Annotated in this window: 15 protein-coding genes; 4 read left to right on the plus strand and 11 right to left on the minus strand. The window is 64.1% G+C overall.

The window, feature by feature from the left end; translation table 11 throughout:
- Positions 1–298 precede the first annotated feature (298 nt).
- On the plus strand, positions 299–1441 hold the full coding sequence (locus tag CCZ28_RS01405) for a GNAT family N-acetyltransferase (RefSeq protein WP_140215281.1): 1143 nt from the start codon (positions 299–301) through the stop codon (positions 1439–1441).
- Positions 1435–1764: a YnfA family protein gene (locus tag CCZ28_RS01410; RefSeq protein WP_140215282.1), complete on the plus strand. Its 330-nt coding sequence runs from the start codon at positions 1435–1437 to the stop codon at positions 1762–1764. Before CCZ28_RS01405 ends, CCZ28_RS01410 begins: the two co-directional genes overlap by 7 nt.
- 12 nt (positions 1765–1776) lie before the next feature.
- On the opposite strand, the gene CCZ28_RS01415 is transcribed toward CCZ28_RS01410, so the two are convergent.
- The 4 genes from CCZ28_RS01415 to CCZ28_RS01430 are packed head-to-tail and all read right to left on the minus strand — an operon-like array spanning position 1777 to position 6771.
- The gene (locus CCZ28_RS01415; protein WP_058760991.1) at positions 1777–2007 is read right to left on the minus strand and encodes a YheU family protein; all 231 of its coding nucleotides are present in this window, start codon (positions 2005–2007) and stop codon (positions 1777–1779) included.
- A gap of 54 nt (positions 2008–2061) precedes the next feature.
- Positions 2062–3249: an osmoprotectant NAGGN system M42 family peptidase gene (locus CCZ28_RS01420; protein WP_058760990.1), complete on the minus strand. Its 1188-nt coding sequence runs from the start codon at positions 3247–3249 to the stop codon at positions 2062–2064.
- A complete protein-coding gene (gene ngg, locus CCZ28_RS01425) occupies positions 3246–4985 on the minus strand; it encodes an N-acetylglutaminylglutamine synthetase (protein WP_140215284.1) in 1740 nt (579 codons plus the stop codon). The genes CCZ28_RS01420 and ngg overlap by 4 nt, the downstream gene beginning before the upstream one ends.
- 13 nt (positions 4986–4998) lie before the next feature.
- The gene (locus tag CCZ28_RS01430) at positions 4999–6771 is read right to left on the minus strand and encodes an N-acetylglutaminylglutamine amidotransferase (protein WP_140215286.1); all 1773 of its coding nucleotides are present in this window, start codon (positions 6769–6771) and stop codon (positions 4999–5001) included.
- A 397-nt stretch (positions 6772–7168) separates the two neighbouring features.
- On the opposite strand from CCZ28_RS01430, the gene CCZ28_RS01435 reads away from it, so the two are divergent.
- Positions 7169–7429, plus strand: coding sequence for a type B 50S ribosomal protein L31 (locus CCZ28_RS01435; protein WP_058760987.1), 261 nt, complete (start codon positions 7169–7171; stop codon positions 7427–7429).
- A gap of 23 nt (positions 7430–7452) precedes the next feature.
- Here CCZ28_RS01435 and metR read toward each other — a convergent pair whose 3' ends face one another.
- The 5 genes from metR to CCZ28_RS01460 form a co-directional block, all read right to left on the minus strand.
- The gene (gene metR / locus CCZ28_RS01440; RefSeq protein ID WP_058760986.1) at positions 7453–8370 is read right to left on the minus strand and encodes a transcriptional regulator MetR; all 918 of its coding nucleotides are present in this window, start codon (positions 8368–8370) and stop codon (positions 7453–7455) included.
- Between the two features lie 182 nt (positions 8371–8552).
- The gene (gene glpD / locus CCZ28_RS01445) at positions 8553–10079 is read right to left on the minus strand and encodes a glycerol-3-phosphate dehydrogenase (protein ID WP_140215288.1); all 1527 of its coding nucleotides are present in this window, start codon (positions 10077–10079) and stop codon (positions 8553–8555) included.
- Positions 10080–10233: 154 nt separating this feature from the next.
- A complete protein-coding gene (locus CCZ28_RS01450; RefSeq protein WP_058767274.1) occupies positions 10234–10998 on the minus strand; it encodes a DeoR/GlpR family DNA-binding transcription regulator in 765 nt (254 codons plus the stop codon).
- A 171-nt stretch (positions 10999–11169) separates the two neighbouring features.
- A complete protein-coding gene (gene glpK, locus CCZ28_RS01455) occupies positions 11170–12678 on the minus strand; it encodes a glycerol kinase GlpK (protein WP_140215290.1) in 1509 nt (502 codons plus the stop codon).
- 30 nt (positions 12679–12708) lie between these two features.
- Positions 12709–13581, minus strand: a complete 873-nt coding sequence (locus CCZ28_RS01460) for an MIP/aquaporin family protein (RefSeq protein WP_140215292.1) — start codon at positions 13579–13581, stop codon at positions 12709–12711.
- Positions 13582–13854: 273 nt separating this feature from the next.
- Between CCZ28_RS01460 and CCZ28_RS01465 the strand changes: the two genes are divergently transcribed.
- On the plus strand, positions 13855–14637 hold the full coding sequence (locus CCZ28_RS01465; protein ID WP_140215294.1) for a PhzF family phenazine biosynthesis protein: 783 nt from the start codon (positions 13855–13857) through the stop codon (positions 14635–14637).
- Between the two features lie 42 nt (positions 14638–14679).
- On the opposite strand, the gene argF is transcribed toward CCZ28_RS01465, so the two are convergent.
- Together argF and CCZ28_RS01475 are read right to left on the minus strand one after the other, a co-directional pair.
- Positions 14680–15597, minus strand: a complete 918-nt coding sequence (gene argF, locus CCZ28_RS01470) for an ornithine carbamoyltransferase (protein ID WP_140215296.1) — start codon at positions 15595–15597, stop codon at positions 14680–14682.
- A 212-nt stretch (positions 15598–15809) separates the two neighbouring features.
- Entirely contained in the window at positions 15810–16214 is a 405-nt protein-coding gene (locus CCZ28_RS01475; RefSeq protein WP_140215298.1) for a DUF3597 domain-containing protein, read from the minus strand.
- Positions 16215–16276: the final 62 nt, after the last annotated feature.

The raw sequence follows: 16276 nt of genomic DNA on the forward strand, positions 1-16276 counted from the left end.
ACGGCGGTTTTTTTTCGCCTGCACGAAAGCTGGTTTGGTGTTTCAGAAGTTATCTACACAATTTTGGCGGCGCTTTTGGTCCCTGAGCGGCGTTGCTGCTCCTCGCCATAGCCCTGCTATGACTCGTCCCGGCGCCTGGCTCAGAAAACAAAATCACTCGCCAATTCTTGCGCGAACTTCTGAAACACCACACCAGTCGCCAGGGTCTCTCCACAGATGCCGTTTCGGCGTCCGTCTGTGTTAGATCTGTACCACGAGCACAGGCTCTTTTCAGACAAAGCCAAGCAAGGGGAGTGGGATGATCGTCGAGTATCTCTACAGCCTGGCCCAGGTGCCTGCGGCGCAATGGAACGGCTTGCTGGCGGGCGACCAGCCCTTTCTGCGCCATGAATTCCTCGCCACCCTGGAAGACAGCGGCAGCCTGGGCAAGGGCACCGGCTGGCAACCGGCGCACCAGATTCTCAAGGATGCCCAGGGTCAGGTGCTGGCGGCGATGCCCGCCTATCTCAAGATGCACTCCTATGGCGAATACGTCTTCGATTGGGCCTGGGCCGATGCCTGTCGGCGGGCCGGCATCGACTATTATCCCAAGTTGCTGGCCGCCGTACCCTTCTCGCCGGTGCAGGGCGCGCGCCTGCTGGGCGATCCGGCGGCCTGTGCCACCTTGCTCGATGCGACTACCGGCAGCCTGGCGGGCCTCGAACTCTCCAGCCTGCACGTCAACTTCACCGATCCCAAGGCCGACGCCCTGCTTCAGGAGCGCGACGGTTGGCTGGCAAGGATCGGCTGCCAGTTCCATTGGCATAACCGTGGCTACCGGGATTACGGGGACTTCCTCGCCGCCCTGACCTCACGCAAGCGCAAGCAGCTGCGCAAGGAACGCGATCAGGTCGCCGGGCTCGGGGTGAGTTTCGAGTGGCGCAAGGGCGGCGAGCTGAGCGAGGCGGAGTGGGACTTCGTCTACGCCTGCTACGCCAATACCTACGAGGTACGCGGTCAGGATCCCTATCTGACGCGGGCTTTCTTCAGCCTGCTGGCCGAACGACTACCCGAAGCCATTCGAGTGGTGCTCGTTCGCCAGGGCAGCCGGCCGGTGGCCATGGCGTTCTACCTGCAGGACGGCACTACCCTCTATGGTCGCTACTGGGGCTGTTTGCAGGAATTCGACCAGCTGCATTTCGAGACCTGCTTCTACCAGGGCATCGAACACGCCATCGCCGAGGGGCTGCAGCGCTTCGATGCCGGCGCCCAGGGTGAGCACAAGCTGATCCGCGGTTTCGAGCCGACCCTCACGCACTCTTGGCATTACCTGGTGCATCCGGGGCTGAGAGCGGCGGTGGCGGACTTTCTCGAGCAGGAAAGGGCGGGGGTTCAGGCCTATGCACGCCAGGCGGCCGAGGCCTTGCCCTATCGCCAGGAGGACGGTACGGCGCCATGCTGAACTACCTCTGGTTCCTGTTGGCCGCACTGTTCGAGATCGCTGGCTGCTACGCCTTCTGGCTGTGGCTGCGGCTGGATCGCAGCCCCTGGTGGATAGCGCCGGGACTGGCCAGCCTGGTGCTCTTCGCCCTGTTGCTGACCCGCATCGAGGCCGCCTACGCCGGTCGGGCCTACGCGGCCTATGGCGGCATCTATGTAGTGGCGTCCCTGGGCTGGCTGGCGCTGGTCGAACGCACCCGACCGACCTGGACGGATCTGGCTGGTGGCTTGCTCTGTGTGGCAGGGGCGCTGGTGATCCTATTGGTGCCGCGGGGTAGTGCCTAGTGGTCTTAGGCCCTAGTCGTCCAGCAGCTCGCGAGGTACGTCGCGGCGCAGCACCAGCTGGCAGAGGGTGCTGTCCGGATCGAAGAGAATGACCGCCTCGCCGGTTTCCAGCGCCCGGCGCGCGCGCTGGGTGCGGGTCGCCAGGGGCGTGTCGTCGCCGTTGTCGGTGCCTTCGCGGGTGACGAAGTCCTCCAGCAGGTTGTCGAGCGTGGCGGCGGCGAGTTGGTCGTGGGGAATGATCATGGTGTGGTGCCTGGAAAAAAGCGCCCAGGATACCCCAGGCGCAGGTCATGGCTCTTATTTGCTGCCGTCGCCGACCACCTCTTCCAGGGGTGGCAACTGGGTCTGGTTATCCAGGTGCGTGTCCTCGGGCAGCAACTGGTGGCCGAAGCGTTCCAGGGAGCTGTCGGCGGGCTGGGCATCGCTGTCGAACACCGGCGGGCTGAGGATGTAGCCGGTCAGCAACTGGCTGAGCGCGGCCAGGCTGACGATATGGGTACGCTCGTAGCCGTGGGTCGCATCGCAACCGAAGGCCAACAAGGCGACCCGCACGTCCTGCCCGGAGCTGATCGCCGAGTGGGCATCGCTGTAGTAGTAGCGGAACAGATCGCGCCGTACCGGGATGTCGTTACGCTCGGCCAGACGCAGCAGGTGGCGTGACAGGTGATAGTCGTAAGGCCCCGCCGAATCCTGCATGGCCACGCTGACGCGATGCTCGTCGGATCTCTGCCCCGGGGCGACCGGGGCGATGTCGATGCCGACGAATTCGCTGACGTCCCAGGGCAGGGCGCCGGCGGCCCCCGAGCCGACCTCTTCGGTGATGGTGAACAGCGGATGGCAGTCGATGGGCGGCGTCTGGCCGCTTTCCTTGAGCATCTTGAGCGCGGTGAGCAGGGCGGCGACGCCGGCCTTGTCGTCCAGATGGCGCGAGCTGATGTAGCCGCTATCGGTGAATTCGGGCAGCGGATCGAAGGCGACGAAATCGCCGATCTGGACGCCCAGTTGCTCCGTCTCGTGACGGCTCTTGGTCACGGCATCCAGGCGCAGTTCGATGTGATCCCAGCTCACCGGCATCTTGTCGATTTCGGTGTTGAAGGCATGACCCGAGGCCAGCAACGGCAGCACGCTGCCTCTCAGGGTGCCATCGTCGGTGAACAGGCTGACGCGGCTGCCCTCGGCGAAGCGGCTCGACCAGTGGCCGACCGCCGCCAGGCCCAGGCGGCCGTTGTCCTTGATCTCGCGGACGATGGCGCCGATGGTGTCCAGGTGCGCCGAGACCGCGCGATCCGGGCTCTCCTTGTGGCCCTTGATCGTAGCGCGGATGGTGCCGCGGCGGGTCAGCTCGAAGGGGATGTCCAGTTCGTTCAGCCGTTCGGCCACGTACATGACGATGGTGTCGGTGAAACCCGTGGGGCTGGGGATCGCCAGCAGGTCCAGCAGGACCTTGCGCAGGTAGTCCAGATCGGGTTCGGGTAGTCGAGTCATAGCGGAACCTCCCGAGAGAGCGGGAACAGCAGGTCGATGAAGCGTTCGGCGGTGGGATGTGGCTCGTGATTGGCCAGGCCCGGCCGCTCGTTGGCTTCGATGATGACGTAGTCGGGTGCATCGGCAGCGCTGACCAGCAGGTCCATGCCGGTCACCGGAATGTCCAGCGCCCGCGCCGCCTGGATGGCCGCATCGGCCAGTACCGGGTGGAGGATGCCCGTGACATCTTCGAGGATGCCACCGGTGTGCAGGTTGGCGGTCTTGCGCACCGCCAGGTGGGTACCGGTGGGTAGCACACTGTCCCAGTCATAGCCGGCACCCCGGATCACGCGTTCGGTTTCTTCGTCGAGCGGAATGCGCGACTCGCCACCGGTAGCCGCCTGACGCCTACGACTCTGGGCCTCGATCAGCTCCCTGACACTGTGCTGGCCGTCGCCGACGATTTCCGCCGGACGCCGAATGGCAGCGGCCACCACTTCGTGGCCGATGACCACCACGCGCAGATCGAGTCCTTGGTGGAAGCTCTCCAGCAGGACGCGGTCGTCATAGCGGCGGGCGGCCTGGATGGCTGTGGCGAGGTGTTCGGCGTCGCGGATATCCACCGCAACGCCCTTGCCTTGCTCGCCATTGACCGGCTTGACCACCAGGGCGCCATGCTTTTGCAGGAAGGCGGCATTGTCTTCGTCACTGCCCGCCAGGCATTGCTCCGGCACCCGCAGGCCGGCGCGGGCCAGGGTGCGGCTGGTCAGCACCTTGTCGGCACAGAGGGTCATGGTCACCGCGGAGGTGAGGTCGGTCAGGGACTCGCGGCAGCGGAGGCGCCGGTTGCCCTGGATCAGGGTGAAAAGACCGCCTTCGGCATCGTCCACCTGCACCTCGATACCACGTCTCAGGGCTTCGTCGACGATGATCCGCGCATAGGGATTGAGGTCGGCGGCCGGACCGGGGCCGAGGAACAGCGTCTGGTTGATGCCGTTCTTGCACTTGATGGCGAAGGTCTGCAGCGGCCGGAAACCCAGCTTGTCGTAGAGCCGCTTGGCCTGCTGGTTGTCGTGCAGCACCGACAGATCCAGATAGGCCAGGCCACGGCTGGCGTAGTGCTCGACCAGGTGGCGCACCAGGGCTTCGCCGACGCCGGGACGGCTGCATTCCGGCGAGACGGCCAGGCACCACAGGGAGGAACCGCCATCGGGGTCTTGGAACGCCTTCACGTGATTGAGGCCCATCACCGAACCGATGATGGCGCCGCTATCGTCGTCTTCCGCCAGCCAATAGACCGGACCACCCTTGTGGCGGGGCGTCAGCCGCTCGGTATCGACGGGCAGCATGTGGCGTTGCTGGTAGAGGCGGTTGATCTCGCTCCAGTCCTGCGCGGAGCAGGCGCGCCGGATGCGGAAGCCGCGATAGATGCGCCGCGCGGGGCGGTAGTCGCTGAACCAGAGGCGCAGGGTATCCGAGGGATCGAGGAACAGTTGCTGGGGCGCCTGGGCCAGCACCTGGTGGGGCGCGGCGACATAAAGCGCGATATCACGCTCGCCCGGCGTTTCGCTCAGCAGCTCCTTGGCCAGGCTCGCGGGATCGGGATAGGTATGGCCGATGAGCAGGCGCCCCCAGCCGCAATGCAGGCAAAGAGGCTGGGAGGTGGGGTGGTCGCCTTCCGCCAGGCGGGCCTGCAGCCGCTCGTAGGAGGGCGTCTGGGCGCGCTGGAGGCGTTGGTTGTAGCTGGTCGCTTTCATGCGTCTTGCACCCTCACAGTCCGTGCTCGCTCAGCCAAAGGTTGAGCGCCGCCAGTTGCCAGAGCTTGGAGCCGCGCAGCGGAGTGATGCGGTCGGCTGGATTGGTCAGCAGGCGATCGATCTCCGCGGTCTCGAACAGGCCGCGATCCTGGCTGGGGTCCAGCAGCAGTTCGCGTACCCAGGTCAGGGTGTTGCCTTCCAGGTGTTTGAGGCCCGGCACCGGGAAATAGCCCTTGGGCCGGTCGATCACCTCATGGGGGATCACCTTGCGCGCCGCCGCTTTCAGCACCTGCTTGCCACCGTCGCCCAGCTTGAACTCGGCCGGGATGCGCGCTGAGAGTTCGGCCAGGCGATAGTCGAGGAAGGGCACCCGGGCTTCCAGGCCCCAGGCCATGGTCATGTTGTCGACCCGCTTGACCGGGTCGTCCACCAGCATCACGGTGCTGTCCAGGCGCAGGGCCTTGTCGACCCCGGCGCTGGCACCCGGCTTGGCGAAGTGCTGGCGGACGAAGGCCTCGGCGGCGTCTTCCTCCAGGCGCACGCCGGCCTGCACGGTGGCGGCGTACTGGGCGTAATCCCGGTCGAAGAAGGCCGCGCGATAGGCGGCGAAGGGATCGGCAGCGCCGTGCACCTGGGGATACCAGTGGTAACCGGCGAAGAGTTCGTCCGCACCCTGGCCGCTCTGTACCACCTTGCAGTGCTTGGAGACTTCCCGCGACAGCAGGTAGAAGGCGATGCAATCGTGGCTCACCATCGGCTCGCTCATGGCGGAGAAGGCGTGCGGCAGCTGCTGGATGATCTCGTCTTCGGCGATGCGCAACTGTTGGTGGCGGGTGCCGTAGTGGTTGGCGATCAGATTGGAATACTGGAATTCGTCGCCGCGCTCGCCGCCGGCATCCTCGAAGCCGATGGAGAAGGTCAGCAGGTCCTTGACCCCCGCGTCGTGCAACAGGCCGACCAGCAGGCTCGAATCCACGCCGCCCGATAGCAGCACGCCCACTTCCCGCGCGGCGCGCTGGCGGATCGCCACGGCGTCTTTCAGACCGTGCAGGACGCGCTCGGCCCAGTCGTCCAGGGTGAAGCGGCGTTCGTCTTCGTGGGGGCCATAGTCGAGGGTCCACCAGGTCTCCTGGTGCTGCTTGCCGGAGGCGTCCACGGTCATCCAGGTCGCTGGCGGCAGTTTCTGTACGCCTTGCAGGATGGTCCGGGGCGCCGGGACCACGGCGTGGAAGTTCAGGTAATGGTTGAGGGCGACCGGGTCGATGCGGGTATCGATGTCCCCGGCTTCCAGCAGGGCGGGCAGGCTGGAGGCGAATCTCAGGCGCTTGTCGGTGAAGGACAGGTACAGCGGCTTGATGCCGAGGCGGTCACGGGCGATGAACAGCCGGCCAGTGTCGCGTTCCCAGATGGCGAAGGCGAACATGCCGTTGAGCTTGGGCAGCATGTCCTTGCCCCAGGCGTGATAGGCCTTGAGCAGGATCTCGGTGTCGCCGCCCGAATGGAAGCGATAACCCTTGGCCTCCAGCTCGGTGCGCAGTTCCGGGTAGTTGTAGATGGCGCCGTTGAACACCATGGAGAGGCCCAGCTCCGGCTCGATCATGGGTTGGCCCGAGGCCTCCGCCAGATCCATGATCTTCAGCCGCCGATGGCCGAGGGCGACCGGCCCCTGGCTGTGGAAGCCCCAGGCATCGGGGCCGCGCTGTTCCAGGCGGTGGGTAATGCGCTCCACCGCGCTGATGGCTGCGGGTTGTTGATCGAAACGAAGCTCGCCGGCGATGCCGCACATGGTTGGGTGCCTCTTGAGTCCTTGGGATGCGGCGCGGGGAGTTCAGTCCTGAACCCGGCGTGCGCATCCAATGCGTGTGGACTTCTCGGATCCTTGAAAAGCCAGTGCAGGGCGTGGTGCGTACGGGTAGGCGCGGAAGAGGGCAGCTCGTCTGCCGGAGTTCATCGGCCTGGCCGCACGCATCGACCGACGACGGGTCTCATGCAACGTGGAGATGCCGCCAGTCAGGGCCTCAGGTTACGAGCCCCAAGCGCGGCGGATGGTTCCATGGCGAGGCTCAGAGCTGTCGCTGACGTCACAGGCAGGGCTGCGAGAGTCCTACTTATATGTTATAATGTATCTTTATCGAGCGTGCCGATGGACATCCCGTCACAGGCGCCAGAGCAGGAGACGCAACATGAAACCCGGTATCCATCCCAACTACCGCCCCGTGCTGTTCCACGACACCACTTCGGACACCTACTTCCTGATCCGCTCCACCGCCGAGAGCGACCGTACCCAGGAGTACGAAGGCCAGGTCTACCCCTACATCAGCCTCGACGTGTCCAGCGCCTCGCACCCCATCTACACCGGTGAGCAGCGTCAGATGAAGGTGGAAGGTCGCGTGTCGAGCTTCAACAAGAAGTTCGCCGGCTTCCCGGGCGGCAACAGCAAGTAAGCCCCCGAGAGCAGCGCGCCGGTTCAGCGCGCGCTGCTGACCCCTTCGAGGGTGGCGAACGAGGTGTCCTTCGCGGTCAGCAGGAAGTCCTGCATGAAGGGCGCCTCGAGCATGTCTTCGCGGATCGCCGCGTAGAGCGTTGCATAGAGGCCTTTTTCACCCAGCCTGCGCGCGGTGACGTACCCGCGCGAGCTGTATTCGTGGATGGCCCAGTTGGGCAGGCAGCAAACGCCGCGACCCGACGCCACCAGCTGCAGCATCATCACCGTCATCTCCGCCGTGCGTATCGACAACGGCTCGACATCGGCCGGATCGAGGAAGCGGGTGAAGATATCCAGGCGATCGCGCTCCACCGGATAGGTGATCTGGGTTTCCGCAGCCAGGTCCTGGGGCACGATAAAGGGACGCTGCGCCAGTGGATGCTGGTTGGCCACGGCCAGCAGGGCTTCATAGGTGAACAGCGGCACATAGGTGACCCCGGAGAGGTCCACTGGATCGGCCGTCACCACCAGGTCCAGATCACCGCGTGCCAGCGCCGGCAGTGGCGCGAAGGAGAAGCCGGACGCCAGGTCCAGCTCCACCTCCGGCCAGGAATCGCGGAATTGATCGATGGTCGGCATCAGCCATTGGAAGCAGCTATGGCATTCGATGGCCATGTGCAGCCGGCCCGCCGTGCCCCCCACCAGTCGCGCCAGGTCCCGCTCGGCGCTGCGCAGATGCGGCAGCACCGCGTCCGCGGTCTGCAACAGGCGCAGGCCGGCGCTGGTGAAGCGAATCGGCTTGGTCTTGCGGATGAACAGCGGGGTACCCAGGCGTTCCTCCAGTTCCTTGAACTGGTGGGAGAGGGCGGACTGGGTCAGGTGCAGGCGTTCCGCAGCTTCCACCAGACTGGAGGATTCGCGGAGGGCATGCAGGGTCTTGAGATGGCGGAGTTCGAACATGGAGCGGACACTGGAAATAAAGGCGCATCATGAACGTATTTCATGTGGCTGCCTATGCCTAGGCCGCTCTGAATGAACTGGCTACGTCGCGTTGGCCGTGGCTAACCCGAATGGAGCTACGCGAGCATCTCTGTCGCAAAAAAGTAGACCCGGACACTTCGAGTGTCCGGGTCTTGGCCGGCTCAGGCTGCGTTGCTGCCTTTCGCAGCCTGGGTTTCGGCATGAGCCAGAACGTGCTCCAGGGCGATCCGCTCGGCCTCGCTGAACACCAGGCCCAGCTTGGTCCGGCGCCAGAGGATGTCATCGGCGCTCGTCGCCCATTCCTGGCGCTGCAGATAGTCCACTTCACGCTCATGCAGGTCCGCACCTATCACCGCTCCCAGCTCTTCTACGGACCGGGCTTCGCCGAGCAGCGTCCAGACGCGGCTGCCGTAGGTGGTGGCCCAGCGGTGGGCCAGGGCGGGCGTCAGGCCGCTGACTTTCTCCAGCAGTTCGCGGGTCAAGGCTTGCGGGGTGCTCATGTCTTCGCCACCCGGTAGCGGTGCGGCAGCGGTCCAGCTATCACCGAGTGTGGGGAAGTAGGGCTGCAGTTGCGCCATCGCCGACTCGGCCAGCTTGCGATAGGTGGTCAGCTTGCCGCCGAACACCGACAGCAGCGGCGCGCCCTGTTCCTCGGCCAGCGACAGGGTGTAGTCGCGAGTGATGGCCGAAGGGTTGTCCGATTCGTCGTCGCACAGCGGACGCACACCGGAAAAACTGTGCAGCACATCGTCTCGGCTGAGCTGCTTGCGGAAATGGGCGTTGGCCACGCCGAGGACATAGTCCATTTCCTGCTCGGTGATGCTCACCTTGGCCGGATCGCCCTGATACTCGCGATCCGTAGTGCCAATCATGGTGTAGCGCCCCAGATAGGGGATGGCGAAGACGATGCGGCGGTCTTCGTTCTGCATGATGTAGGCCTGCTCGCCTTCGTACAGCTTGGGCACGATGACATGGCTGCCCTGGATCAGGCGAATACCATAGGGTGATTTCTGCTGCAGATCCTGGCGGATGAAGCTGGCCACCCAGGGGCCAGCGGCATTGACCAGCGCCTTGGCGCGAATCTGCCGACGACCCTGCGGGCCTTCGAGTTCGACTTCCCACTGCCCCTCTACCCGACGGGCGCTCAGGCAGTGGGTACGGGTGACGATCTCGGCGCCTTTTTCCCGGGCCTGCATGGCATTGAGTACCACCAGGCGGGCATCGTCCACCCAGCAATCCGAATACTCGAACCCTTTCTTGATCTCGGCCTTCAGCGGGCCATGGGCATCGAACTTCAGGCTGCGCGAGCCCGGCAGCTTTTCGCGCTTGCCCAGGTGGTCATAAAGGAAGAGGCCGGCGCGGATCATCCAGGCCGGACGCAGATGCGGACGGTGCGGCAGCACGAAGCGCATCGGCTTGACGATATGGGGGGCCTTGGCCAGGAGCACTTCGCGCTCGGCGAGGGCTTCGCGCACCAAGCGGAACTCATGATGCTCCAGATAGCGCAGGCCACCATGGATCAGCTTGCTGCTGGCGGACGAGGTATGGCTGGCCAGATCGTCGCGTTCGCAAAGGAACACCGACAGCCCCCGGCCCGCGGCGTCAGCTGCGATGCCTACGCCGTTGATGCCACCGCCGATGACGGCGAGATCGTAGGTAGGAGAGGTTGCGGTAGGTGCCTGGGCCATGGTGTCTCCTTTGAAACGAACATAATTATTCGGTTTCGAACATGATAGCCCAGTAAAAATCCAGCTTCCAGCAGGGCTCCCCTTTTGAGACCGCTAAAACGAACAAAAACGAATATTTACGAAGGTTGCCCGACGAGTGGTCGGTACCCAGGAGTCAGCGTGGCCGGGCAATCTCCACCTTGACCTGCCATTCCTTGAGGCAGCGGGCAAAGGCGGGCGAGGGTTCGCGCTCGGTGAACAGTTGATCGATCTGTTCGAGGCTGCCCAGGCGAATCATGGCGTTGCGACCGAACTTGCTCGAATCGGCGGCGAGGAACACCTGGCGGGCGTTATGGATGATGGCCTGGGAGACGCAGACTTCCTGATAGTCGAAGTCCAGCAGGGTGCCGTCCTCGTCGATGCCGCTGATGCCGACCAGGGCATAGTCGACCTTGAATTGCTTGATGAAGTCAGCGGTGGCCTGGCCCACCACACCGCCGTCGCTGCGCACCTTGCCGCTGGCGATCAGGACATCGAAATCGTCCTTGGCACTGAGGATGTTCGCCACGTGCAGGTTGTTGGTGATCACCTTGAGGCTGCGGTGCCCGAGCAGCGCATGGGCGATGGCCTCGGTGGTGGTGCCGATGTTGATGAACAGGGAGGCGTGATCCGGTACCGCGGCGGCGACGGCTTCAGCGATCAGGCGCTTTTCCTCGCGCATCTGGCCGGCTCTCATGCTGTATTCGGTGTTTTCCACGCTGGAGTCGTGGGCGGCACCGCCATGGTAGCGGCGCAGCAGTCCGGCTTCGGCGAGCTGATTGATGTCGCGGCGGATCGTCTGGGGAGTGACGGAGAAATGCTGGGCCAGTTCTTCGATACTGACGTAGCCACGCTCACGGACCAATTCGAGAATCTGCTGTTGGCGAGGCGCCAGGCTCATTGCGGCTTCCTTGGATGTTCGACTAAACCCGCAGAGGATGCCGTAGGTGATCGATACTGAAAAGCGCTTGTCGCGCAAAGCAAGACCGGCGTCGGGAAGACGCCGGTCTTGGCTAGGGCTTGGCTGAACAATCGCCCTGCCAGAGCAGAGGCGTTTCAAGCCGGGCCTGGGTCAATCGAGCGCCCAGCCGCGGGTCCGCTCCACTGCCTTCTTCCAGCCCTTGTACAGGGCATCACGCTTGGCGTTGTCGCAAGCCGGTTCGAAGACGCGCTCTATGGTGCTCTTGCTGCGCAACTCGTCCAGGCTGCTCCAGAAGCCGGTGGCGAGACCGGCCAGGTAGGCCGCACCCAGGGCGGTGGTCTCCTTCATTTCCGGCCGCTCGACGCGGGTACCGAGCACGTCCGACTGGAATTGCATGAGGAAGTTGTTGGCGGTGGCGCCGCCGTCCACGCGCAGGGACTTCAAGGCTTCGCCGGCATCCTGCTGCATGGCTTCCAGTACATCGCGGGTCTGGAAGGCAATGGATTCCAGGGTGGCGCGGATGATGTGGTCGACCTTGACGCCACGGGTCAGGCCGAACAGGGCGCCACGGGCATAGGGGTCCCAGTAGGGGGCGCCCAGGCCGGTGAAGGCCGGCACCAGGTAGACGCCATTGCTGTCAGCGACCTTGGTGGCGAAATACTCGGAGTCCAGGGAGTCGTTGATCACCTTGAGCTCGTCGCGCAGCCATTGCACGGTGGAGCCGCCATTGAAGATGGCGCCCTCCAGGGCGTAGTTGACCTCACCGCGAGGACCGCAGGCGATGGTGGTCAGCAGGCCATGCTGCGATTGCACGGCCTTCTCGCCGGTATTCATCAACAGGAAGCAGCCGGTGCCGTAGGTGTTCTTGGCCAGGCCCGGTTCCACGCACATCTGGCCGAACAGCGCGGCCTGCTGGTCGCCGGCGATACCGGCGATGGGGATGCCGGTGGTCTGGCCGCTGCCCAGGTGCGCCTGGCCATAGACCTCGGAAGAGGATTTCACTTCCGGCAGCATCTCGCGGGGAATATCCAGTACCTCGAGCAGGGTGGCATCCCATTCGCGCTTGTGGATATCGAACAGCAGGGTGCGCGAGGCGTTGGTGTAATCGGTCACATGGGCCTGGCCCTGGGTCATCTTCCAGATCAGCCAGGTGTCCACGGTACCGAACAGCAACTCACCGCGACGGGCACGTTCCCGGCTGCCTTCGACGTGGTCGAGGATCCACTTGATCTTGGTGCCCGAGAAGTAGGGATCGATCACCAGGCCGGTGGTCTTGCGGATATGGTCTTCCATGCCGTCGCGCTTGAGCTGGTCGCAGATCGCGGTGCTCTGGCGGCTCTGCCAGACGATGGCGTTGTAGATGGGGCGGCCGGTGGTCTTGTCCCAGACGATGGCGGTTTCCCGCTGGTTGGTGATGCCGATGGCGGCTACCTGTTCGTTGCTGATGCTGGCCTGGGCCAGTGCCTCGACGAAGACGGCGCTCTGGGTGGCCCAGATTTCCATCGGATCGTGTTCCACCCAACCCGCTTGGGGGTAGATCTGCGCGAATTCACGCTGGGCGATGGTCACCACGTTGGCATTGCGGTCGAGCACGATGGCGCGGGAACTGGTGGTGCCCTGGTCGAGTGCGACGATGTACTGCTTGTTCTGGTCGGTCATGGTCGTATTCCTTATTGTGATTCGCGGCGATCAGGACGCCTTGGAAACGGGAGTCGCTTCGCTAGGGGCGCTTTCCTCGGTTTTGGCCGGCACCTCGCAGGCACCCGACCCCAGGCCGGGCAGGTGGCGGCAGATCAATGCCTTGTAACCGGCGGCGCCCAGGCAGGCCCCGACGATGGGTGCGAAGATCGGTACCAGGAAGTAGGGGATCTCCCGACCGCCGGTGAAGGCGATCTGACCCCAGCCGGCGAAGAAGGTCATCAGCTTCGGCCCGAAATCCCGGGCAGGGTTCATGGCGAAGCCGGTCAGCGGGCCCATGGAGCCGCCGATCACGGCGATCAGCAGGCCGATCAGCAGGGGAGCCAAGGGGCCACGGGGCAGGCCGTTGCCGTCGTCGGTGAGCGCCATGATCATGGCCAGCAGGATGGCGGTGATGACGGCTTCGACCAGGAAGGCCTGACCGATGGACAGTGCGGGATTGGCGTAGGTGGAGAAGACGCCGGCCAGCTCCAGGCTCGCCTGACTGCCGCGGACGATATGGTGCGTCTGTTCGTAATCGAAAAAGAGACTGCTATAGAGGCCGTAGACCAGCGCTGCGCCGCAGAAGGCGCCGGCCACCTGGGCCAGGATGTAGGCGGGTACCTTGCGTCTTTCGAAGCCGCCGAACAGCCAGAGGGCGATGGTCACGGCCGGGCTCAGATGGGCGCCCGAGACCCCGGCCGACAGGTACACGGCCATGCTCACACCGACGCCCCAGATGATGCTGATTTCCCACAAGCCAAGCGTGGCGCCGCCTACCTTCGCCGCCGCGACGCAACCGGTACCGAAGAAGATGAGCAGGGCGGTGCCGAGGAACTCGGCGATACATTGACCGCGTAACGTTGGAGCGAGAGGAGTACTCATGGGGAGCCTCGTGGTTGTTGTATTTATAGGTGGCCGTTGAGCCATTGTTCGCAACCGAAAATCTAATTTCAAATATGAAAACTGTCAAAGCTCCTGAGCGCAAAAACAGTGACGACGTTCGACAATTCATTGCCAAGGCGACGCTGGCTGCTACCTTGGTCGTGAAGGTTCGCGAGACGATGCGCAGGTTGTCCGGTCTGATGCTGGACACCTCGCTGCCGTAGTGGCCGCCGTCGATGTCCGCTGTTTTCTCTCCCAGCCCAGGTAGCGCGCATGCCCTTTGAATTCCACCAGGTCGACTCCTTCACCGATCAGCCTTTCCGCGGTAATCCAGCGGCTGTCTATTGTCTGGAAAGCTGGCCTGACGACGAGCTGCTGCAGCGCATCGCCAGCGAACACAACCTCTCGGAAACCGCCTTCGTGGTGCGCGAGGCCGATACCTGGCGCATTCGCTGGTTCACCCCTCGGGTGGAAGTTCCACTCTGCGGTCATGCGACCCTGGCGACGGCCCATGTGCTGTTCGAGATCCTGGGTGAACCCGGTGATCGCCTAGAATTCATCAGTCAGGCAGGCAGCTTGCGGGTATTTCGCGAGCCGGATGGGCTACTGGCGCTGGATTTCCCGGCCTTGGTGCCGTCGGAGCTGGGGGTGACGCCCGAACTGGAACGGGCGCTGCGGCTGTCGCCAGTGGACGCTCTGGCGGCGGACAAGCTGCTGGTGCTGCTGGAGTCGGAGCAGGCAGTGCGCGACTGCAAGCCGGATCTGGCCGCCATAGCGCGTTTGCCCTGGCAAGGCGTCATCGTGACCGCACGGGGGCGGGAGGTCGATTTTGTCTCACGCTTCTTCGCGCCCGGCATAGGCATCGATGAAGACCCCGTCACTGGCTCGGCGCATTGCAGCCTGATTCCCTACTGGTCGCGCCGCCTGGCCAAGCGGATGCTCACCGCCCAGCAACTTTCCGCCCGTGGTGGCCAGCTCTGGTGTCGTCTGGACGGGGATCGCGTGAGTATCGCAGGGAGGGCGGTGACGGTCTTCAGCGGCCGTCTGCTGCTGTGACCGCTAGGCCGGGCGTCTGAAGCGCCCGGCCAGGGCCGCTCATCAGCCGTGCAGCGGCGGCTTGATGAGAAATTCGAGCAGCGCCTTCTGCGCGTGCAACCGGTTCTCGGCTTCGTCCCAGACCACGGCGCGAGGATCGTCCAGCAGCGTGTGACTGATCTCTTCGCCACGATGGGCCGGCAGGCAGTGCATGAACAGGACGTCGGGAGCTGCGCCGTCGAGCAGTTCGGCAGTGACCTGATAAGGCTTGAAGGCCGCCAGGCGCAGACGGGTTTCCTCTTCCTGGCCCATGGAGGTCCAGACGTCGGTACTGACCAGATGCGCCTGGGCCACCGCCTCGCGTGGATCCCTGACCAGTTGAACGCGATCACCCGCCCGCTCCAGGAAACGCGGATTGGGCTCGTAGCCTTCGGGGCAGGCGATGCGCAGGTTGAAGTCCAGCTGTTCGGCCGCCTCGATATAGCTGTTGCACATGTTATTGCCATCGCCGATCCAGGCCACGGTCTTACCCTGGATGTCGCCGCGATGCTCGAAGAAGGTCTGCATATCGGCCAGCAGCTGGCAGGGATGCAAATCGTCGGACAACCCATTGATCACCGGCACCTTGGAGTTGGCGGCGAAGGTGGTGAGCATTTCGTGGGCGAAGGTGCGGATCATCACCCCGTCGAGCATGCTCGCCATGACCCGGGCGCTGTCCGGCACCGGCTCGCCACGGCCGAGCTGGGTATCACGGGACGAGAGAAAGATCGCCTGGCCACCGAGCTGGATCATGCCAGCCTCGAAGGAGAGGCGGGTACGGGTGGAGGCCTTTTCGAAGATCATGCCCAGTACGCGATTGCGCAGGGGCTCGTGCAACACGCCCTGATTGCGCAGGGCCTTGAGTTCGATGCCGCGATTGATGAGTTGCCGCAGTTCCGCGGGGGAACAATCCATGAAAGAAAGAAAGTGCCGAGCCGTCATTTCGCTACCCTAGCGTCCCATCCCGGTAACGACCGCCCATCAGGGCGTGGCGAACCTGAGACCATGCCGTTTCGAACGGCGGAAAGACCAAAGGCGAAATGGTATAAGTTCATGTCGCATTTTACCACCATCGCAGGTGCGGCCTTTATCGCGAGGCCTCACCTGCGATGAGCGTACAGCTCTCTAGCACCCCAGTGGGCACTCAGTAGAGATCACAGCAGCTCGGCCGGTACGTTGCCGCCATTGTCGGCGAGCTTTTGCAGGACGGCCTTGTGCAGCCACATGTTCATCTGGGCGGAGTCGTTCAGTTTGTCCTCGGGGCAGTGCAACTCCTTGGCCAGTTCCTGACGGGCGGCCAGGCTGCTGTCCAGGTCGAGCAACTTGAGCAAATCGACGATGGACGTCTTCCAATTGAGCTGTTCGCCCTTCTGCGCGGCCAGGGCATCCAGCTTGGCGGTGACGTCCACCTGACTGATGGGCGCCGCGCTAGCGGTCGGAGCGCTGCTGCCGGCGGGGGCGGTGGTTTCGTTGGTGCTGGTGGTAGGTGCAGCGGCGGTATTGTCCGCCTGGGCTTCACCGATGCCGAGCTTGGATAGAATCTTGCTGAACAGGCTCATGGAATTCTCCTGGGTCTGGGGAAAAGAGGCACCAAGCGGCGCCTGCCCTTAACCTGACCACA

The sequence above is a fragment of the Pseudomonas oryzihabitans genome, from assembly GCF_006384975.1.
In the GTDB taxonomy this organism is placed as follows: Bacteria; Pseudomonadota; Gammaproteobacteria; order Pseudomonadales; family Pseudomonadaceae; genus Chryseomonas; species Chryseomonas psychrotolerans_B.